At 35.7% G+C, this 22,071-nt stretch carries 19 protein-coding genes; 7 read left to right on the top strand and 12 right to left on the bottom strand.

The annotated features are described in order from the left end of the window. Positions 1 to 311: 311 nt before the first annotated feature. The 4 genes from EM308_RS04725 to EM308_RS04710 form a co-directional block, all read right to left on the bottom strand. Positions 312 to 3,326, bottom strand: coding sequence for a PorP/SprF family type IX secretion system membrane protein (locus EM308_RS04725; RefSeq protein WP_035635480.1), 3,015 nt, complete (start codon positions 3,324 to 3,326; stop codon positions 312 to 314). Between the two features lie 124 nt (positions 3,327 to 3,450). Further along, complete coding sequence (locus EM308_RS04720) at positions 3,451 to 4,944, bottom strand: T9SS type B sorting domain-containing protein (RefSeq protein ID WP_035635483.1); 1,494 nt, start codon at positions 4,942 to 4,944, stop codon at positions 3,451 to 3,453. Positions 4,945 to 5,178: 234 nt separating this feature from the next. Beyond that, on the bottom strand, positions 5,179 to 6,468 hold the full coding sequence (locus EM308_RS04715; protein WP_035635486.1) for a hypothetical protein: 1,290 nt from the start codon (positions 6,466 to 6,468) through the stop codon (positions 5,179 to 5,181). Positions 6,469 to 6,587: 119 nt separating this feature from the next. Next, positions 6,588 to 7,034 (bottom strand): hypothetical protein, encoded by a 447-nt coding sequence (locus tag EM308_RS04710; protein ID WP_035635531.1) that lies wholly within the window; start codon positions 7,032 to 7,034, stop codon positions 6,588 to 6,590. A 402-nt stretch (positions 7,035 to 7,436) separates the two neighbouring features. Between EM308_RS04710 and EM308_RS04705 the strand changes: the two genes are divergently transcribed. From EM308_RS04705 to EM308_RS04695, 3 genes are all read left to right on the top strand, one after another. Continuing rightward, positions 7,437 to 8,573 (top strand): DNA polymerase III subunit, encoded by a 1,137-nt coding sequence (locus EM308_RS04705; RefSeq protein ID WP_035635488.1) that lies wholly within the window; start codon positions 7,437 to 7,439, stop codon positions 8,571 to 8,573. Positions 8,574 to 8,578: 5 nt separating this feature from the next. Then, positions 8,579 to 8,962, top strand: a complete 384-nt coding sequence (locus tag EM308_RS04700; RefSeq protein WP_035635490.1) for a hypothetical protein — start codon at positions 8,579 to 8,581, stop codon at positions 8,960 to 8,962. A gap of 211 nt (positions 8,963 to 9,173) precedes the next feature. Next, on the top strand, positions 9,174 to 9,683 hold the full coding sequence (locus EM308_RS04695; protein ID WP_035635493.1) for an acyl-CoA thioesterase: 510 nt from the start codon (positions 9,174 to 9,176) through the stop codon (positions 9,681 to 9,683). A gap of 161 nt (positions 9,684 to 9,844) precedes the next feature. On the opposite strand, the gene proC is transcribed toward EM308_RS04695, so the two are convergent. From proC to EM308_RS04660, 6 genes are all read right to left on the bottom strand, one after another. Beyond that, positions 9,845 to 10,621, bottom strand: coding sequence for a pyrroline-5-carboxylate reductase (gene proC, locus EM308_RS04690; RefSeq protein WP_035635496.1), 777 nt, complete (start codon positions 10,619 to 10,621; stop codon positions 9,845 to 9,847). Between the two features lie 160 nt (positions 10,622 to 10,781). Further along, positions 10,782 to 12,131: a magnesium transporter gene (gene mgtE, locus EM308_RS04685; RefSeq protein ID WP_035635499.1), complete on the bottom strand. Its 1,350-nt coding sequence runs from the start codon at positions 12,129 to 12,131 to the stop codon at positions 10,782 to 10,784. After that, positions 12,121 to 12,900, bottom strand: a complete 780-nt coding sequence (rsmA, locus tag EM308_RS04680; protein ID WP_035635502.1) for a 16S rRNA (adenine(1518)-N(6)/adenine(1519)-N(6))-dimethyltransferase RsmA — start codon at positions 12,898 to 12,900, stop codon at positions 12,121 to 12,123. The genes mgtE and rsmA overlap by 11 nt, the downstream gene beginning before the upstream one ends. A gap of 69 nt (positions 12,901 to 12,969) precedes the next feature. Next, positions 12,970 to 13,446: a nucleotidyl transferase AbiEii/AbiGii toxin family protein gene (locus EM308_RS04675; protein WP_035635505.1), complete on the bottom strand. Its 477-nt coding sequence runs from the start codon at positions 13,444 to 13,446 to the stop codon at positions 12,970 to 12,972. A 208-nt stretch (positions 13,447 to 13,654) separates the two neighbouring features. Then, positions 13,655 to 13,966: a DUF4286 family protein gene (locus EM308_RS04665; protein WP_035635510.1), complete on the bottom strand. Its 312-nt coding sequence runs from the start codon at positions 13,964 to 13,966 to the stop codon at positions 13,655 to 13,657. Between the two features lie 123 nt (positions 13,967 to 14,089). Then, complete coding sequence (locus tag EM308_RS04660) at positions 14,090 to 15,868, bottom strand: tetratricopeptide repeat protein (RefSeq protein ID WP_035635513.1); 1,779 nt, start codon at positions 15,866 to 15,868, stop codon at positions 14,090 to 14,092. Positions 15,869 to 16,237: 369 nt separating this feature from the next. Between EM308_RS04660 and EM308_RS04655 the strand changes: the two genes are divergently transcribed. Then, a complete protein-coding gene (locus EM308_RS04655) occupies positions 16,238 to 17,155 on the top strand; it encodes a hypothetical protein (RefSeq protein ID WP_051877687.1) in 918 nt (305 codons plus the stop codon). 132 nt (positions 17,156 to 17,287) lie between these two features. Here the strand turns inward: EM308_RS04655 and serS are convergent, their stop codons facing one another. Next, positions 17,288 to 18,559 carry a serine--tRNA ligase gene (gene serS / locus EM308_RS04650; RefSeq protein ID WP_035635516.1) on the bottom strand — a complete coding sequence of 424 codons (1,272 nt, stop codon included), beginning with the start codon at positions 18,557 to 18,559 and terminating at the stop codon, positions 17,288 to 17,290. A 255-nt stretch (positions 18,560 to 18,814) separates the two neighbouring features. Between serS and EM308_RS04645 the strand changes: the two genes are divergently transcribed. After that, the gene (locus EM308_RS04645; RefSeq protein ID WP_035635519.1) at positions 18,815 to 19,330 is read left to right on the top strand and encodes a ferritin; all 516 of its coding nucleotides are present in this window, start codon (positions 18,815 to 18,817) and stop codon (positions 19,328 to 19,330) included. A gap of 571 nt (positions 19,331 to 19,901) precedes the next feature. On the opposite strand, the gene EM308_RS04640 is transcribed toward EM308_RS04645, so the two are convergent. Beyond that, entirely contained in the window at positions 19,902 to 20,225 is a 324-nt protein-coding gene (locus EM308_RS04640; RefSeq protein WP_035635522.1) for a single-stranded DNA-binding protein, read from the bottom strand. Positions 20,226 to 20,550: 325 nt separating this feature from the next. On the opposite strand from EM308_RS04640, the gene EM308_RS04635 reads away from it, so the two are divergent. Then, positions 20,551 to 21,453 (top strand): class I SAM-dependent methyltransferase, encoded by a 903-nt coding sequence (locus EM308_RS04635; protein ID WP_035635525.1) that lies wholly within the window; start codon positions 20,551 to 20,553, stop codon positions 21,451 to 21,453. A 265-nt stretch (positions 21,454 to 21,718) separates the two neighbouring features. Further along, entirely contained in the window at positions 21,719 to 22,066 is a 348-nt protein-coding gene (locus EM308_RS04630) for a hypothetical protein (protein WP_035635527.1), read from the top strand. The last annotated feature ends 5 nt before the right edge of the window (positions 22,067 to 22,071 follow it).

Raw genomic sequence — 22,071 nt, 5'->3', positions numbered from 1 at the left:
TTTTTATATTTGTATATTTCTCCTTAACGAATCTATTCATTGGGGTCTGAACAAATTCACAGAAAAAAATATTTTTTATTTAAATGTTTTTTTAATTAATGTTTTCAAAAAATGGTCTTTCCATTTAAAAAAATAATTCTCAAAATGATATTTCTAAAATGTTATCGTGTTGTAATACCTTTCAAAACAATTATCTACAATAATATTTATACTACAAATAATAACTTAAAAAGTTAAAATTAAACATTTTAAAATAATATCAAAATGCATCCGAATTATTTTGTGGCAGACCATACAAACACTATGCCACCTTACTTCTGAATTTTGACAATTACCATTTTTTCATTATACGGTTTCTTCCCTTTTTCTCCCAGTGCTTGTGTTGCTTCATCCAGATTATCAAACATCGCCTCGTAAATAAAATATTTACTGGAGTTGGCATCAAAAAAGAAATTCACATCTCTCTGCCCTGCAGCTACTGTTTTTGTAACAAATGCATCCCTTTTTGAAACATCATTATGAACTGCCAAAATCACATAATAACCACTATTAATTTTGTTGTTTTTAATAATCTGCATGTTGGACTGACTTTCTCCAAAATCAAAATCCTCCGACTTTAATGGTGTACTACTAGTTTTAGTAGTTTCTTTTATTCGTTTTAAAGTAGCCAAATCTTGAGCTGTACGATCTTGCTCGGTAAGAGAATTGGCTCGTTTTATTCTACGTTTTTTCTCAATTTCTGTCTGTACTTTAATTTGTTCCAATGAGTTTAATAAAAGCGCATTAGATCGTTCCGCTTTGGCTTGTTCTGCTTTTAAGTTCTCAATCGTTTTCAAATAATTTTGGTTAATCAAATCATTTTTCGGAGTCTTTTTAAGTCTCTCGTTATAAAGCCTGTTAAATTCTTCTAGCGATGCAGTTTGCGCGCGATTAACCTCGGCTATCTGAGCTTTAATAGCTTCTAATTCTGCATTTTCTCCAGCAGTACTTTTAAATTCGACTGTTTTTTCTTTAACGATACCCTGTTCACTTAAATCATTCTCTTCTTTTAATTCCTTCAGGGCTTTTTCTTTATTCGCGACAGTGGCATCCAAACGGCTTAACAACTGTTGCTGTTTTCTTTTAGATTCTTCAATTGTACTAGATAAATTATCCATTGTTTTTCCGTACTCATCTTTTGGCATAGCATCGGCTTTGGCTTTGGCAAGAGCCTCAACAGCCAATTTTGCAGCGGCGGCAGCTTCTATTTTATCTTGTTCTGCTTGAGCGGCAGCGGCGGCATCAGCTTTGGCTTTTTTCTCAGCTGCCAATTTTGAGGCGGCTTCAGCATCGGCTTTAGCTTTATTTTCAGCAGCCAATTTTACAGCAGCTTCGGCATCGGCTTTGGCCTTATTATCAGCAGCCAACTTAGCGGCAGCTGCATCTGCTTTGGCTTTAGCTTTATTCTCTGCAGCCAATTTGTCAGCGGCTTCGGCATCAGCTTTTGCTTTATTCTCTGCAGCCAATTTCGCGGCAGCGGCATCTGCTTTAGCTTTCTTTTCTGCAGCTGTCTTAGCGGCAGCTTCGGCATCAGCTTTTGCTTTATTTTCAGCAGCCAATTTTGCAGCAGCTTCGGCATCGGCTTTGGCCTTATTATCAGCAGCCAACTTAGCGGCAGCTGCATCTGCTTTGGCTTTAGCTTTATTCTCTGCAGCCAATTTGTCAGCGGCTTCGGCATCAGCTTTTGCTTTATTCTCTGCAGCCAATTTTGCAGCAGCTTCGGCATCGGCTTTGGCCTTATTATCAGCAGCCAACTTAGCGACAGCTGCATCTGCTTTGGCTTTAGCTTTATTCTCTGCGGCCAGTTTGTCTGCGGCTTCGGCATCTGCTTTAGCTTTATTTTCGGCAGCCAATTTCGCGGCAGCGGCATCTGCTTTAGCTTTCTTTTCTGAAGCTGTCTTAGCAGCAGCTTCGGCGTCAGCTTTTGCTTTATTTTCAGCAGCCAATTTTGTAGCAGCTTCGGCATCGGCTTTGGCCTTATTATCAGCAGCCAACTTAGCAGCAGCTGCATCTGCTTTAGCTTTATTTTCGGCTGCAATCTTGGCAGAAGCATCAGCATCTGCTTTTGCCTTAGCATCAGCAGCCAATTTTGTTTTAGAAACTGGTTCTGGTTTTTTATTGGCTGAAGCCAATGCAGCGGCATCTGCTTTTGCTTTTGCATCAGCAACCAATTTTGCTTTTTTGGCTTGTTCAACAGCATCGGCTTTGGCTTTTGCATCTGCGACTAATTTTGCTCTATTTTCGGCAATTTTCTGTTGTTGAGCAGCACGAGCATCAGCAGTAGTTTTGGCATCAGTATTAGGCTTTGTGGCTGGAGTATTTCGTACCGGAGCAGGTTCTATCAGAGCACCTTCCTCTTCTTCGTCTCCCCAATCAAAGTTTTTGCTTTTAAATTTATAGGCCAACACAACAATATGGGAAGCTCCCAACTCTGAAATATCACCCAATCCCATCCCATAGGAATATTCAAGAGCAATTTTTGGGGTAATATTAATTCCGAATCCTGCGGTTATTCCCATAACAGAATGATATCCTGCTTGAGCCCAAATTCCTGTTGGAACAGCAAACATAGCCGAACCCGAAAAAATTGTTTTATCCTTAGTCACCTCGGTTTTGACTATACCGGAAAATTTACTTCTGTCAAAAAAACCATAAGAGTCAACAAAACCTGTGTACATTACGTGACCTTCAATTCCTTTATTCGGATCGTCTTTTAACATTCCGGATTGAAAACTATAAGTAACCAAATTATTAAACGCCAAACCAAAATCCAAAAAAGCGGTCCCGTAATTGATTCCGGGATTGATGGTCATTAATGTGTTGGAAGGAATATTTTCTAACGAAGGATCAGGGTAATTTGAAATAACTTTGGAATTATTTATACCACTTTGATAAGCACCAACATTGATACCGAAAGTCAAATTACTGTCTTCTTGCAATAAAATATTATGGGCGAAATTGGCAACCAATCCTGTAGTTTGAAGCACGCCCTGAGTTTGTCTAAAAACGCCCAAAGCAATCCCTTCATTCTCTCTAAAACGGCCAGAATAACTCAACAAATAGGTTGATGGGGCATTTTCAAATCCTGCCCATTGTGTTTTATTAAACAATGTCAGGTAAGCACTTTGCTGTCTGACAAAACTAAAAGTTGGATTAATGACAAATGAATTGAATTTCAAAGAGTTTCCCGGTGGAATTACGAATGAAACAACCCCGTTTTCCTGCTGAGCATAGAAAACAGAAATTGAGCAATAAAAAAAGAAAACGCTTAGTAAATTTTTTTTCATATATCCAAAATATATTTGTTGGCGATTATATATTTTATGCCTCGCTAGTTTGCTACCGTTCGGGTCGCCTTTATTTCTATTTGTTCTAGTTTATACAAACCTTCTTTTAGTACTAATATTGATATTATTTCAAAAGAGTTATCGACCCCTTTTGTACAGATTCTCCCGGTGGTGTAATTATATAATAAAAAACAGGATTGAAATTAAATTCGATGTCAGTTTGTGGCCATCCATTATAATTATCATAGTTATCTGTTTGATAAACAATTTTACCCAAAGAATTTAAAATCATAATATGAGTTTTCGTTCCTGCCAAATACTTATCAGGAATAATCCAAGTATCATTGATACCATCCCCATTTGGCGATACAATATTTGAAATTTTTGGAACATTCAAATTCACTTTATATGCCACTTGAAAAGAGAATTCATCTGTAATTGCACATCCTGATGTTTGAGAAACAGTTCCTTTATAATTTCCTTGTTCGGTAATATTCAAAGAGCTTTTATCTTCTCCCTGCAAAGCGCCACCATTTAAATACCATTGATAACTAGGTGATGAAGCGGTTGTGGTTATAGAAACAGAAAGTGTTTCTCCTTCTATAATGTAATTAACTTTGTCTAAATCTGCTCCAGAAATACTACTATTGGTTGTAAGTACCTTTAAATCTATTGTACCGGTAGATTTACATCCGCCAAAATCCACATCGCAAGTATAAATCCCAGCTACACTCGTTTGATAGGTTTGGGAATTAGCACCATTAATAAGAACATTATCTTTTCTCCATACATAAGAATTACCGCCAGTAACGGTCAATGTGGTATTTCCCAAAGAAGAGCAGAAAGGATTTCCCCCACTCGAAGTAATAACAGCACCCGAACCAGATGCTCCTGTAACTTTTACGATCTGAGAGTGAGTATTGAGATCACTACATGGACCATAATCAATTTCGACATAATAATCTCCCGGAGCATTAACCAACAAAGTGCTTTTGGTTTGATTTGCCACAACATTACCATCTTTATACCATTTGTATTTTAATTGGGGGTATTGTAAAGGCGAAGGCGCGGCATTATCTATAGCAAGCGTTACACTTCCGCCAACACAAAAACTTAGAGAATTACTCTTATTGTTTATATAAAATGGTCCGGAAAAAGATAAAAAATGAATCGGGAAAGAAGGTTTTGAATCGCTTGAATTAAAAGCATTACTTCTGATTCCACTTGCACTTTCGACTTTTAATTGATAAACATCCGACCCAACTAAATCGAAAGGCACTTCAAAAGTAAGTGTTTTATCCGTTGGGGTATCAGCCGGCGTATTTGGCCCGTTGGGAATAATTTTTGGTTTAATGATTGTAGAAAAGTTGTCACTTGAAAGCAAAACTATAAATGTTTCGGTAGCCGCAAAACCACTAATTTTAAAAGGCACTTCGTATCTATTGTACCCATTTGGGTAGTCAACACTTGGTATGTTGGCACAGATTCTAGGATATCCCAATCTTTGAGGAAAAATTGTACTTTGAGCAAACAGAGAACTTGTTATAGGGGACACCAACAACATCCAAAAAAACATAAATGTACCAAAACGAAAAAAGGAAGTAGTTTTGCTATTCATAGGTTGATATTTAAGCTATCCAAGAGAGGCATTTGCAATTGCTTTGACTATTTGTCCCGATAATAATCACAAATTATCATTGAACTTTCTAGCAGATTGACGGGTAAACATTTCAACTAAAGTAATTTATGAAACACAACTGTTTTAGCGTGTCTTTAAGTAATAAAATGAAAGCCAAACCTTGCCAATGTTTAGGTCTAACTTTCATTTTATTAATTCAAAAGAATTATAAATTTATTTAGCTGCTGCTGTGAATTTTGAAAGTGCTAATCTAAAATCAGGTCTTCTTGGATTTGCAAAATCATTAAACGTTTCTAAGTTTGTAGTTTTGGAATACAAATTAAAAAATGCACTATCGCCATAATAACTTTCTAAATCTTCATTTTCAGTAGAACCTTCAGAGAAGATATTTCCGTTACAGAAATTCAGATACATTTCTTCAATTCTGATTTTCTTAAGATTTTTATTGTTGATTTCGATATTCCGATCAAGTACAACAGCTGGACTAAATCCTGAAATTACGCTTTTTCTCAAAACCAAAGAAGAATTTTCTCCCACAAACAAACCTTCTTTTACAAGACCTGCCTTAATATCTTCATCAATATGATCACTGTCATTTGCAAAAGTTAAATTTGTGGCTGTAACAAGAGTTTGCTTTTTGGTGAAATCAACTTCTTCTTTTTTAGAATAAGAAGAAACATCCAAACAACGAGATCCGCTGCTGGCAGTCAGATAAGAAGATCTAACCGCTAATGAATTATCGATTTTGGCCTGTGCTCCAAAAGTAAATTTATAATCTATTCCGTTAGATTTGTAAGAAATCATTTTGGACATTATAGGCTCACCCCCAAGAACTTCAAACGAGTCTCCTGCGGCATAGCTCACCATAATGTTTTCCAAGATTGTTTTGTTACCAATTCCTCCCAATAAAAGAGCATTAAAACCTTCTGAGGAACCTCTAACCTTTTTACCGGCAAATTCAATTCTTACAAACTTCAAAACACCTGAAGAACTCGCTGGATTTTGACCTCCATAGGTAGTCAAACTTGGGTCTAAGTCATAATTTACAGAAGAATAACTTCCAAACTTATTAATAGGAGCGTCACCAAGGATAATAACTCCTCCCCAATCTCCTGCTTTTTTTATTGATTTGTTTGAAGTAAAGACAATAGGATCTGTCTCCATTCCTTCAGCAATTATCTGAGCTCCTTTAGTTATTACCAAAGTACCTTTGGAATCTCCATCTCCAATAATCACTGTACCTGGTTCAATCGTAAGAACCGCATTATTGGTTACATACACATTGCCTTGTAGGATATAAACTTCTTTTTTTACCAGCTTAGTATTTTGGGTAATGTTACCAGCTAAAATTTGCGTTGGTTCACCATAATCAACTTTGCTAGGTTTAAATTCAGTCCAATTATTCAGCCAATTGCTTGACCCAATAATTCCTTTCTCTTGTTGTGCATTTACACTGCACACAGTCGTAAGGAAAACACATATAATAAGTAATATGTTTTTCATAGGTTTGGGGGTATTAAATTATTTTTTGTAACTCCGTAGGGAAAGAGTTTACTACCTCATTAAAGAGTGAAAGTTCAAACTTAGCTTAAGACTATAAAATCTTTACTAAAAAAACCTTATTATTGCTGCTCAACTTCATGCAATGACTTCAATGTTTGCTCATAGAACAAAATCATAGTCACCAATTGATTTTTATCTGAATAAGGAAGCATTTTTCTCAAGAAATTCACAGTAATCTCAAGGTATGTTTGAGTTGCTTCTGTTTCCAAATCCAATGCTTTTCTGTTATCTGAATCATCTGGAATCCCCAAATCAGACATAGTAACACCTGGTTTGGTTGCCAACGCGATATGTGGCATAATTTTAACCATCACCTTCATTCGCTCAATATACAATTCCACCAATTCCCCTTTTGACATCGCTTTTAACGTCTTGTCATCATAGTAGGTACGTATCGCTGCACTTGTGCTAACGATACTTTTTGGCATATTTGGTTTTGACTGAGCTAAGCCTTTGGAGGTTAAGGCTAACATAACTATACTGAAAAATATAATTTTCCCTTTCATAAATTGGTTTTGATTAATTAGTAAAACAAAAATATGCATTTATATTTAATTTCCAAGCCAAACAACAAAAATTAAAGCCGAATTTTCCTTAAATTTGAAAGAAAAAACTTCTTTAAGCATTGGAAACACAGCATTTTATCGATATAAAGTGCATTTAAAAAAAATTGAGGGAAGTTGGAATTTAACAATTATAGTGGTATTTTACTTATTTAAAAATATAAGCATAAACTTATATTGTTCATAAAACAAAAAAATAATACAGAAGTTATTAACCGTTTATTGTTAAAAAAAAGTTGTTACGAGTCAATTTCTTATTGTATTATTTCAAATTATAAAATTCACTCTAAACCAAACTTTGTAACAAAAATTTTTGAAACTATCATTTTCTTATATCTTTGCTTAATGGAATTTACAAAAATTTTAGGGCAGGAATACATTAAAAACCACTTAATTCAAAGTGCTGATTTAGGCAGAATACCACATGCTCAATTATTTGTTGGTCCCGAAGGAAGTGGCACTCTAGCCATGGCAATCGCTTATGCTCACCACGTATTATGTAATACAAATGGGGGGCTAAATGAATCCTGTAGCATTAAATTTCAAAAATTATCCCATCCTGATTTACATTTTATTTACCCAACTATCACTACCGACGAAGTTAAAGTAAAACCAAAAAGCATAGATTTCATCGCAGATTGGAGAGAATTTGTTTTAGAAAATGCTTACGCTGGACTATTCGATTGGTACGCTAAATTAGGCGTTCAAAATAAACAAGGAGAAATTCGGGTTGATGATGCACAGGAAATCTTAAAATCTCTTTCATTAAAATCATACGAGGGAGGTTACAAAATAATGATTATCTGGATGGCTGACAAAATGAATATTTCGGCATCCAATAAACTCCTCAAACTACTGGAAGAGCCACCCGAAAAAACAGTATTTCTCCTCGTTTCAGAAAATGAGGAAGATATCATTCAAACGATTCGTTCGCGATGCCAAATCACAAAATTCGGTGGTTTGAGCGAACAGATTATTGCCAATGCTCTTGTGGACAGAAAGCAAATCGAACTAAACATGGCCTTAAAAATTGCCCATCAGTCTCAAGGCAATTACAACAAGGCCTTGCAATTGCTCAATGACGATCAGGAAGGACTTCCGTTTGAACAATGGTTTGTAACCTGGGTACGTGTTGCGTTTAAAGCTAAAGGAAATGCAGCCGCCATACAGGACTTAATTGAATGGAGTGAACAAATTGCTGCATTGGGAAGAGAAACACAAAAAAAATTCCTTCAGTTTTGCATAGAAATGTTCCGTCAGGCGTTATTACTTAATTATGAGACCAAAAGTCTAGTTTATATAGAACCAAAAGTCGAGAAATTCAAATTGGAAAACTTCGCGCCATTTGTAAACGGGAATAATATTACCGAAATTTTCAAAGAATTATCGGATGCGATGTACCATATAGAACGTAATGGTAATGCAAAAATAATATTAACCGATCTGTCGATAAAACTTACACGTTTAATTCATAAAAAATAAAAACCATGGACAATGTTGCCTCAATCTTAATACTTGTTTTTTTGGCCATCACTTTTTTGCAGTCTTCACAGGATAAAATATTCCATTGGAAAGATAATATCGATTGGTTAAAAGAACATTTTGCCGAAACACCTTTACGCAATCAAGTGCCATTGGCCTTGGTAAATGTATTGATATTAGAATTAATCTCCGGAATTTTATGCGTCGTTGGCGCTATTGAACTCGCTGTAAACAGCGGCAGAATATACGGATTGTATGGCGGGATTTTTTCCTGTATTACGCTTATCATGTTGCTTTTTGGACAGCGTTTGGCCAAAGATTATGATGGCGCAAGAACTATTGTATTGTATTTTATCCCCTCGGTTATGGCTGTTTACTGGCTTAACTAATAACTAAATAACTATGAACTTGAAGTCCGTAGGTTTGGTTAGAAAACATAATTTTAACGACAAATTGCACAAATTTCCACAAATTGATCTGTGAAAATTTGTGCAATTTGTGGCAAAAGAACTTTTTTGGAAGCTGAAAGCGAAATGCATTAAACTGCATAGTTTTAAACTATTTTTGAGACCAATAAATTTAAATTATAAAACTACCTAAATGACGCCAAAACACCCTTCTGAATCCTTAACGGTATTAACCGATTTGGTTTTACCAAGCGAAACCAATCCTTTGAACAACTTATTTGGTGGGGAATTGTTGGCAAGAATGGACCGCGCAGCTAGTATTGCCGCCGGAAGACATTCGCGCCGCATTGGCGTAACCGCATCGGTTAACCACGTAGCTTTCAACAAATCTATTCCGTTGGGAAGTGTTGTTATAATTGAGGCCAAAGTATCGAGAGCATTTAAAACTTCGATGGAAATCTACCTAGATGTCTGGATTGAAGACCGCCAATCTGGGAAAAGAACCAAGGCCAACGAAGCGATTTATACTTTTGTCGCTGTTGATGAAACTGGAAGACCCGTTGAAGTTCCAGAAATTATACCCGAAACTGAACTGGAAAAACAACGCTACGAGGCTGCTTTGAGAAGAAAACAATTGAGCTTGGTATTGGCTGGCAAAATGAATGCCAACGATGCCACAGAATTGAAAGCTTTATTTGTATAAAAGACAAAATTCTCTGCTAAATTGCAAATGCTGTTTTGCGTGAGGGATAGAAGCAAGCTACCAAAGTAGCGCGGATAGCCCGACAGCATAAAGAAAAGGGGCCGAATCACCAGTGCGATGATTTGGCCCCTTTTCTTTATGGTGACACGCCCAAGTGATTATTACCCTTGAATTTGTTTTAAAGACGTTTTGATTCCTTTGATTAATGAAGAACTAAAGCCGTGCAATTCCATTTCGTTCAATCCGGCAATTGTACAACCTTTTGGCGTTGTTACACGATCGATTAACTGTTCTGGATGTCCTTTTTCTTCAAGAAGCATTTCGGCAGCCCCTTTTACGGTTTGTGCCGATATCGCCAAAGCTGTTTGCCAATCGAACCCAATTTCGATTCCTGCCTGCATTGAAGCACGAATATAACGCAAAGCAAATGCAGTTCCGCTCGCGGCAAGAACCGTTGCGGCATCCATTAATTTTTCATCGATAATTGGCGCTGTTCCCAATCCCTGAAAGAGCGTAACCGTTTCTTCGGCTTTACTTTTGTTTTTCTCGTTGTAAGCAATACAAGTCGCCGATGCGCCAAATTGAGCAGCGATATTCGGCATGATGCGAACAGCGGTATGATACTCTCCTATTTTGTTTTGTAAATTTTCGATTGACAATCCGCTTACCGCCGAAGCAATTACTTTATTCGAAATTACTGGCAAAATCTCCGCCAAAACTGTATCTACCTGATACGGTTTGATGGTCAGGATAATGACATCTGCCTCTTGTATATTTTGGGTATTGTCTGAAGTAATGGTAACTCCTAATTCTTTCAAATGTGAAATAGGCGCAAGGTTACGTCTGGTTACAGTTACTTGATTATTTTTGGTGAATTTTGCAATTCCTATTGCTACAGAAGCGCCAAGGTTTCCTCCTCCTATAATGTGTACTTTCATTTTGGTTTCGATTATGCTAAAGTTGGTAAATTATAAATCTGATATAAAAGCAACTTTATTGCCATTTAATAACTGACAACAAACTATACTTAAAGAGTGCAAAGTACACGAATTATCCCGAATTTATTATTTTTTAATATAAATAAAATCAGATAAAATGTTAAAATCCAAGAATTAATTTGGCTACTGCAAAATAAATCATAATTCCAAAAACGTCGTTTGTCGTAGTAATAAATGGACCGGTAGCAATAGCAGGATCGATTTTATTTTTATGAAGAAAAAGAGGCACCAAAGTACCTAAAGTAGCTGCAAACAAAATCACAACCACTATCGAAATGGAAATTGCAAAACCCACCATATATTGCTGATACATTACAGAATGGTACACCAACAAAAACATTGAAATTATAAATCCTGATATCATTGATACCGTTAATTCCTTACTGAAATAATCGCGGCTATAGGTTTTTAGGGTACCGTTAGCCAATCCCTGCACAACGATTGCCGAAGCTTGTACGCCAATATTTCCTGCAGTAGCAGAAAGCAACGGTACAAAAATAATTAGGGTAGAATATTTTTCAAATACAGCTTCATTTCCTTTCAATACAAATGAAGCAATAATCTCGATAACCATTCCGATTAATAACCAAGGCAAACGAGCTTTGGTTAATTCATAAACACTGTCATTGGTCTCAATATCATTTGTAATACCCGCCGCCAATTGGTAATCTTTATCAGCTTCATCCTTGATTACGTCAATGATGTCATCAATTGTGATTCGACCCACCAAGCGCCCCAATTCGTCGACCACAGGAATGGCTTCCAAATCGTATTTCTGCATGATTCTGGCTACCTCAACATCTTCTGTATCAACAGTAACAGAATTCAGTTTACTGATATACACATCACTGATTGCAGTTCTAGTCGAAGTAGTCAGCAAATCTTTTAGAGATAATCTGCCTTTTAATCTGTCTTCGTCATCTACGACATAAATGGAATGTACCCTCGAAATATTCTCGGCCTGAATACGCATTTCCTTAACGCAGGTAAGTACGTTCCAGTTTTCGTTTACTTTTACCAACTCTTTGTGCATGATTCCCCCCGCTGTATCCTCTGGATAACGAAGCAAATCCACAATATCTTTGGCGTGCTCTACGTCTTGCAGCTCGGAGATAACCTCAGCTTTCTTTTCTTTGGAAAGTTCCCCGATAATATCCGCGGCATCATTGGTATCAAGTTCATCCAGCTCTTCGGCAATCTCTTTTGCAGAAAGTCTCTTTAATATATTCTCCCTTAAATCATCCTCTAACTCTAAAAGAATTTCCGCTGTCTTTTCGCTATCTAATACCTTAAAAATATAAGTCGCTTCATCAATATCAATTTCTTCAAGAATTTCTGCAAAATCAGCATGGTGCATATCATTCAATAAAACTTCCAATTGCTGGTCGTTCTTCGTTTGAATGAGTTGCTCTAGTTGTTGTATTAACTCTTTGCTGATTTTAAACTCCATCTGCTTCTATTTTTTGGGTCAATGCAATAAATTCTTTGTAATCCAATTGTTCGGGACGAAGATTAAAAAGTTCTTCTTCTCTCAAATTATCCGACAAATTTAGGCTTTTTAGACTGTTCCGCAAAGTCTTTCTCCTTTGTTGAAATGCTGTTTTCACTACCGTAAAAAACAACTTCTCTCCACAAGGCAAACTAAAATCTTCTTTCCTGCGCAAACGCAACACGCCAGACTTTACTTTTGGCGGTGGATTAAACACATTTTCATCTACCGTAAATAGATATTCGGCATCGTAAAAAGCCTGCGTCAAAACCGATAAAATACCGTAGGCTTTGCTCCCTTTCTTTTCGCAAATACGTTCTGCTACTTCTTTTTGGAACATCCCGGCAAACTCTGGAATTTGTTTTTTGTATTCTAATACTTTGAAAACAATTTGAGTCGAAATATTATACGGGAAGTTTCCAATTATGGCAAATTGTTTTCCTTTAAACACTTCATTAATATCGTATTTCAAGAAATCTTTTGAAATGATTCTGTCTTTCAGTTTATCGTAATGAATTCCTAAATATTCAACCGATTCGGTATCAATTTCGATAACATAAGTATTGATGGGTTTCTCCAACATATATTTGGTCAAAACTCCCATTCCCGGTCCTATTTCTAATACATCCTCATAACCCGAAAGACTCAGCGTATCGGCAATGTCTTTGGCAATGCTTTCGTCCTTTAAAAAATGTTGTCCGAGGTGTTTTTTGGCTTTTACTTTTTCCATTTTCTCATTGCGAGGCACTTATGTCATCTCGCTGTGTTTTGGGGTTATTTTCTCGCAAAGACGCAAAGCTTATTTTTTATTTATTTCGCGAAGTTGCTGAACATCAAACAAATCTTTTGTTCGATTAGCTTTAATTTTACTTGTAATCAAATCTTCTAAAGACAAAACATTCCATTTCAAAAATGTTTTATCATTTACAACAACTTCTTCACTGTCATTATAAGCATCTTCAAAACTTTTATTCACAGAAAACTTCGTTATAAGTTCTAAATCCAAATCTAACGGTGAAAATTTTATGGATATATTTTGTTGTTGTTGCTTTACATTTTCAGGAAAATCATCAATCTCGTATCCCATTTCATTAAAAACCAACACGAGTTTTTTAAAATTTTCATCTGTTGTTTCTATCCAAAAATCAACATCTGCCGAATGCCTCTGATAACCGTGAAAATTTACAGCTCCTCCTCCAACCATAATCATTCTCACATTATGCTTGGCTGCTAAAGTTATGAACTCATCAATATTTTGATCCCACAATTTTGACATATTATTTTGATGGTATTACAATCAGAAAATTGTCTTTGTTTTTATTATCTCTGTTCTTGACTGGAAATTTACTTATACGTTCGCTTAAGCGCAAAAAGCTATAAAACCTTTCAACTTTTGATAACTTCAAAAAGTCTTCTTGTTGCCTTTGGTTACTTTCTTCTTTGGTTTGAAATCGAATTTCCATAACACTTATTTTTAAAGTAAATTAATGCACACTTATCACTTCCAATTCGGTTCTAAAAGTCAGCATTTTATCACCAAACAATTTAGCTCCTTCTTCTCTCAATTTAGGCGCGTCTTCCTGATAATATTTCTCTAATGTTTCTTTACTGTCCGTTTCATATTGAACTGAATAGGTAACCCCGCCCATTTCTTCTTCCACCAAAACGCGAACTAAACGTGCCGAAGTGAATTTTCCGCAAGCCAGCATTTCGGGAATGTGTTTGTGTTGCATCCAAATCATCCATTTGTCGTGAACACTTTCGTGTATGTTTGTGGTAACGTTGTATATAATCATTTTATCCCCCTAACCCCCGAAGGGGAACTCCTACTAGGGGTAAGTAGGGTTGAAAATTGATATTTTACTACTTCTATATTTAAAAATCCTATAGGAATTCCCCCTTCGGGGGTTAGGGGGATACTATAAGTTCGTATCTCCCCTCAATTCCCTGAATTTTCTTCTGGCATCGACAAAATAAATACTGTCTTGATGTCCAAAAATAATTTTTTCATACAAAGCCTTGGCTTTTTCGGGCTGTTTCAATTCCTTATTGTAAATATCTGCCGAAAAATATAAGGCTTCGTCTATATAAATTCCATCGCTGTGATGGTCAATTATATCTTGATATTGTACCAAAGCCTGAGTAAAATCTCCTAGCTTTTCATAAATTCTTCCCAATCGCAACAAGGTCACGGCTTCGATTTCCTGTCCTTTGAAGGTTTTCAAAATCTGCTGAAACTGTGCAATCGCTTCCTTGTTTCTATTTTGGTACAAAAGATAATCTCCTTTGGCAAATTGCTTCAAAGCGGTTTGGGTTGAATCTGCAACGGTATTATCATTAATCAACAGAAAATACTCCAATGCATCATTTGCAATCAACTGTGTATTGGCGGCTTTCAGTTCCTTGAATTGTTTCAGAGCCCATTCAAAATCGGTTTTGAAATAACTCGTTTTTGCCGATTTCAAACTCGCCTCGTGCGACAACACATTATTCTGCAAATTCTCCTGAATCTGCGAATAATAAAGAAGCGCCTGATTGAACTTTTCTTCTGAAAGCAAAATATCTGCCAACTCCATTTTGCATTGCGCCTGATCGTAGGGATTCAGTGGCAATTCCATCGCCTGTTTGATAATTGCTTTCCCTTCTTCAGGATTTTTCATTATGAAACTCGCAAAATACGCCTGTTTCAGCTGCAAAGATAAGGTAACCGGAGTAATACCGTATTGTTTTAACAAAAGTCCAAATTGGACATCAATAGCAGCATAATCTTTCTCTTGTGCTTTGTCAATTTTCATTTGCAAAAGATACGCATTGGCTTGCACTATCAATTCAACATCTGAAGTATTTGCTAATACATAATCCATAACCTCTGTAGCCACTTCGTTGTCACCTTCGCCAATGGCAATTTGTCCCAAACTTAAAATATTCGCCAACGATTCCGGATTGCGTTTATAGATTGCTTTTTCCTGTATAAATGCCTTTCCGAATTCTTTTTGCTGCATATAAAACCAACTCAAAAACTGATTCCAAAAAATGTCTTGGCTTTTTTGAACTCTCACTATTAATGCTTTTCGAAGGCTTTCATTAAATTTCGAATCTCCATCGGTTGACATAAAGCGCGACAATTGATTCTGAATCATAACTGAAGCTTGAGGGTTAATAACCGCTTCCTCGAGAAAATTGTCAATCATCTGATCCATATTACCCAACTGCCCATACAACAAAGCTGTTTGATATCTAAAATCAAATGTTGGCACCAATTGAGAAGCAACTTCATACGATTTTAAAGCATATTCAAGAAGCACTTTTCTTTCAAAAGAAATGGCAACCCCAAACACTTCATTCGGACTTTTCCTGATTCTGTCGATGGCATCGTCGTAATACTTTTTTGCTTTTGCATCATTTTTTTGTAATTGAAAATTGTATCCCAATTCGACCAAAAGTGTTGCCTGCTTGTATCTATTCAAGCGATCCTGAATTTCTTTTTCAGCTGCTTCAAACTGGAGCAATTGCTGCATACAATCTATTTTTCGCTGAAAATAAAAAGGATTGGTTGCCAAACCTTCCGATAATTCCTGATAGCTAACCAACGCCTTTTCAAAATCACCTTTATCATAGTAATATTGTGCCAATTGCTCGTTTTGGGAAAAAACAAACATTGGCAAAAACAAACTCAGATATAGCAGTAACTTTTTCATAATTTATAAAGTTCACTCAGAAAATCTGTTTTTCGACGATATAACAACGGTAAATTCTACTTTTTGAAACATTAAAACAACATTAAAAAAAGCTGTTGTTTCATTAAGTTGGTAAAAGTAATTATTATTATTCTAAATCTATTTTAGGGAAACCGATTTATTGATTATTTTCACGCTGACGGCGCAGATTTTTGCAGATTTTACGCTTTTAAATAATTAAAAATCTTTATGAATCTGTTTAATCTTAATCATCTGTGTCCCATCTCGAAACTTCAAATTAACCATTCAAAGTAATCGTACAAATTTTTTAGTATTAAAATTTTAATTTCCTTTACGGTCTGATTTTTGTTTAATAATCAAAAAAACTTTATGGAATTCAAATCTAAATTAAACCTAATTTCTCCTCTATTTCTTATTCTTATTTTGTTTTTCGCTGCCTGTAGCGGTGATAGCAACAATGAAGAAACTCCGGCAACACCTGCAACGCCTCCTGTGACTACCAATTTAAAGATTGAACCTTCAAATACTTTTAGCGCTCTAAAATTATCAACCGAAGAATACAATTACTGGAATAGCCATTCCATCAATTCTGTAGAAGCGACTGCAAAAATAAAAACGCTTTGTAAAACAGAGATTTATCCCGCTCTAAAAGACGAATTCGATTTCATCATCGTAGTAATGAACAATGCAGATCTTCCGCAGGGGATGCCTTACGGAGAATTTCAGCATGTAAAAAATGATACGCAAGGTATTGGGTTGGATTTATTTGACCACAGCTCAAAATTTGGTTCATCAGGCAAACTGCAGGGTATTTATTTCCTTTACAAAAACAACATTGATAGTGGTCCTGTTTTACACGAAATGTTTCACCGTTGGGGAAATTGGGTGGTACCTCAAAATTTCACAAGTCATTGGGATAAAGTACAAGGAATACTCACGAGCGTTGCCAATAATTATGCGGACATCGAATTGTATCTTGCAGGAGCAATCCCCGCTTCGGAAATCAAAGATCCCGAGAGTTTAGCAATCTACAATGATCCCCGTTTTACAAATAAAACAAGAATTCCGAATAGCTCAAATTCACAGAAAAGTTTTAAATCGCTTGTCGTTGTCATGAGCACTTCTAATTTGACCGACACAGAAATAACCGATTTTAAAACCCGAATCGCCAATATCACCCGCACACCTTCGCAGGGAACAACAAATTCTGGATATCAAAACATATACAACAAAAGCAAAGGCTTATTGACCCTAACAATAGGAGAACTTGATAAGGCTAAAAAATAGATTTATAGTAACTAAAACACCCTGCTTTGTCGGAATGACAAACTTGACAAAAAATACATTATCCAACAATCGAATTCAGGTTAATAAAAAAGGGAAATCTTGCGATTTCCCTTTTTCTATTTTTAATCGAAATTAATCGATGATATCAAACCCACAGTATGGTCGCAACACTTCTGGTATCACGATTCCTTCCGGCGTTTGGTAATTTTCCAAAATTCCGGCAAGGACTCTTGGCAAAGCCAATGAACTTCCGTTTAGCGTGTGTGCCAACTGGTTTTTACCGTCCTTGTCTTTGAAACGCAATTTCAAACGATTGGTCTGGAAAGTCTCAAAATTAGACACCGATGATATTTCCAACCAACGTTCTTGCGCCGTAGAATACACCTCAAAATCATAAGTCAATGCCGATGCAAATCCCATATCGCCTCCGCAAAGACGCAAAATTCGGTATGGCAATTTCAAATCCTGCAAAAGACTTTTTACATGTTCTACCATTTCGTCTAGCGCTGCATACGATTTATCAGGATGCTCCACACGAACGATTTCGACTTTATCAAACTGATGCAAACGATTCAAACCACGTACATGCGCCCCGTATGAACCCGCTTCACGACGGAAACATGGCGTATAACCAGTGTATTTAACCGGGAATTCATTTTCGGTCAAAATAACATCTCTGAAAATATTTGTCACAGGAACCTCAGCAGTTGGAATCAAGTACAAATCATCGGCAGCGTCGTGATACATTTGCCCTTCTTTGTCTGGTAATTGCCCGGTTCCATAAGCCGAAGCTTCATTTACCAAATGTGGAACCTGAACTTCTTTGTAACCTGCCTCTGTATTTTTATCAAGGAAATAATTGATTAATGCGCGTTGCAAACGAGCACCTTTTCCTTTGTAAACAGGAAATCCGGCCCCGGTTATTTTTACACCCAATTCAAAATCGATGATGTCATATTTTTTCACCAATTCCCAATGCGGTTGCGCTCCTTCGTGCAAAACGGGAATTTCTCCTTCCTCAAAAACATTTAAATTATCTTCGGGGGTTTTTCCTTCGGGAACAATATCAGCCGGAAGATTTGGCAAAGTGTACAGTTTCTCTGTTAGTTCATTGGCTAAAGCGACAGCATTTTCACCCAATACTTTGCTTTTCTCTTTTAATAAAACCGTTTTTTCTTTAAGGATAGCCGCTTTCGACTTTTCCCCTGCTTTCATCAAATCCCCAATATCTTTGGACAATTTATTAGATTCGGATAAAGTGTTGTCCAACTCGGCTTGTGTAGCACGACGTTTTTCATCCAGTCCTACCACTTCTTCAACAATCCCTCTGGCATCCATATTTCTTTTGGCCAAAGCTTTGATTACTTTCTCTTGATTCTCTCTAATAAATGCGATTTGTAACATAGTCGTTTTTTTATAACTAAATAATGACAGCAAATTTAGGGAAATGTTTCCTAAGAAAATGACAAAGTTTTTCTCCAATTTTTATTTTAGTTTTCACCTTACAATTTTGGGCAATTCAGCCATTCATTCTTACTTTTTGGTTCAATTTTAAGGCGTTTTTAAAGATTCTAAATTGACAGTGTTATTTCGTTTTTGCAAATAAAAAGACATTCATTTAACTATTTTTTTTCTAATTTTACTAAAAAACCAGAAATCATGTTACTAAAAAATATTGAAACAGCACTGAATAAACAAATTCGTATCGAAGCAGAATCATCCCAAATTTATCTGTCAATGGCTTGTTGGTCTGAGGTAAATGGACTCGAAGGAATTGCAAGGTTTATGTATGCCCAATCAGATGAAGAGCGTTTGCATATGCTCAAATTAATCAAGTATGTTAATGAACGTGGTGGTCATGCTCAGGTTACCGACCTGAAAGCACCCAAAACGTCTTATGAAACTTTCAAAGGAATGTTTGAAGAATTATACAAACATGAAGTTTTTGTTTCGGAATCGATTAATAAGTTGGTTCACATCACATTTGAAGAAAAAGATTATGCCACCCATAATTTTCTGCAATGGTATGTAGCCGAGCAAATTGAAGAAGAAGCAACTGCCAAAAATATTTTGGATAAAATTAACCTTATTGGTGATGACAAAGGCGGTTTGTATCTTTTTGATCGTGATATTCAGCAAATGGCAATCGCCAGCGCCGCAGCTCCAGCCAAATAAAACAACTGTAGAGACGTTGCAGTCAGAGACGTTGCATTGCAACGTCTCTACAACGAAATGAATAGCAACCCCAAAATGCATGATTTGCCTTTTGGGGATTTTTTTTACTCCAAATATGTTAAAGTTTATTTAGAATAGATAAAAATAATATACATTTGTCTTGGTTTTAATTCTTTACAAAGTGAGCAAGAAAGAAAAAGAAAAGAAGGATAAGAAGAAGAAAAAGGATAAAAAAGAAATCCTCAAGAAAATAAAAGCGATAGAAAGCTGTAAATCGAGTTGCAAGTCCAGTTGTAAAGTGGCTTCAAACTGCAAATCGAATTGTTGCGAAAAATACAAAAAGAGTGAAAAAAAGCGCTGCAGTCGTTGCCCAATGTTTGATTTACTGAAAAAATCGGCTTGATTACAACACATTCAAAATGCAATATACCAACGGGTTTCAATTTCCTGTTGTTTTATCATAAGCCCTGACAATTGTTAATTAGTTAATATTGAGAAAAAGAGTTCCAAAACCATGGAACTCTTTTTTTTTTTTTGGAAATTACGAGATGTAATTGTGAGCAACAAGAATCTACTTCCCGAGCAGTGTAATTTCATTTACCAGTACTTCGGTGATGAATCGTTTCACACCGTTTTGATCATCATAACTTCTGTGGGTGAGTTTTCCTTCAACGGCTATTTGTTTACCTTTGATAACAAATTTTTCGATGATTTCGGCGGTTTTTCCCCACGCGACAATGTTATGCCATTCTGTTTGTTCTACTCGTTCCCCTTTGTCGTTTTTGTAATGATCATGCGTAGCGATGGTTAAATTGGCGACTTTTCTTCCTCCATCCAAAGATTTGATAGTTGGGTCATTTCCTGCGTTTCCGATTAATAGTACTTTGTTTTTCATGGCGTGTAAAATTTAAATAGTGCGTATAAATGATTTTTATTAAAACTGAAACTTGCTATTGCTATTGACATATACTTTGTTTCATTTCGATGGGGCAAAGATGCGGTGGCTTACAAAAATTATTCGGTTGCTAACTGCTTACTTTCGATTGTAATTATTTGTAACCGTTTGTAAATGGAATTTTTTTATGTATATTTGGCTACAGTTAATCTAGAGAGAAATACTGTGCGCTGAATATTAGCCATTTTTTAAAAGTGAATACAAACCATTCACAAAACCATAAATCCTAAATAGCCCTGTTACCTGAAATTATAAAAAACCGATTATGAAATTAAAAAATAAAATAAAAACTTTTGTAAATAAATTACCATACGTTAGGGTCTTATATAAACAAAGTTTAAATTCTGCTCACCCTAATGGACATTTCTATTCTCCAGTTATTTCAATTGAAGATATTAAAAAAAGAGAAACTGAAATATGGAAAAATGTAGAAATAGATGGTATTCAAGGTGTTGATTTGCGAACAGATGAGCAAATAAAACTAGTTAAACAATTTACTCAATACTATAATGAAATGCCTTTTAAAGCTGAAAAACAAACTAATATAAGGTATCAATTTGAAAATGGATACTACTCTTATACGGATGGCATTATTTTGTATTCATTTATAAGACATTTTAAACCAAAAAGAATAATAGAAATTGGTTCGGGATTTTCATCGGCAGTTATGTTAGACACCAATGAATTGTTTTTTAAAAATCAAATTGATTTAACTTTTATCGATCCTTATTCCGAAAGATTATTTTCATTAATGACAGAAAAAGATAAACAAAAAATAAAAGTGATTGAATCAGATGTTCAATTAATTTCATTAGATGTTTTCCGAAAACTTGAATCTGGAGATATCTTGTTTGTAGATAGTACACACGTGACAAAAACTGGAAGTGATGTAAATTATATTTTATTTGAAATTTTACCAATTCTTAATAGTGGTGTTTTAATTCATTTTCACGATGTTTTTTATCCGTTTGAATACCCAAAAGAATGGGTATTTAGAGGATTTAATTGGAATGAAGACTACATTTTAAAAGCATTTTTAATGTATAATGAAAAGTTTGAAATTAAAATATTTTCAGAATACTTACACAAACATCATAAAAATACTTTTACTGATTTACCTCTTACCTATTCCAATACTGGGGGAAATTTGTGGATTGAAAAAAAATAACTTCAGGTAACAGCTACAACGGATTTGGGCAATAGGTTTAATAGAAAGATGGTTTTGTATTTGGAATGATTTTGCCAATCCGAAGAATGGGCTTAATTTAATCCCAAACCCGCTGTAGTACCAGAAACGATGGCGCCGATATCCTCGTAACGGAGTGGAGAGATAAAGGCAACAGCAGGAACCCATGATTACAAATAATGCCTTATCATTCGCTCCAAAAAAATGAAATAATTTTGATTATTAATTGTTATAAAAAGAAAGTACTATGAAAACTTGTCTTGAATGTGGAGAACCTTTCGTGGGTCGCGAGGACAAAAAGTTCTGTAGCGATGGCTGCCGAAATGCTTACAACAATAAAATAAATAAAGACAGTACGAATTATATGCGCAATATCAATAACAAATTGCGCAAAAATTACCGAATTTTGTCGGAATTAAATTCTGACGGAAAAACTACAACAACCAAAACCAAGCTGATGAGCAGGGGTTTTGATTTTGAATTTTTCACCAACATATTGAATACCAAGTCTGGGAATACCTACTATTTCCTGTACAACCAAGGTTATATGGCTTTGGAAAATGATTATTATGTGCTAGTTAAAAAAGACATTTAAAACCC

This window comes from Flavobacterium gilvum, assembly GCF_001761465.1.
GTDB lineage: Bacteria > Bacteroidota > Bacteroidia > Flavobacteriales > Flavobacteriaceae > Flavobacterium > Flavobacterium gilvum.
Note: the sequence above shows the minus strand (reverse complement) of the source record. Positions and strands in the feature narration are given on the sequence as shown.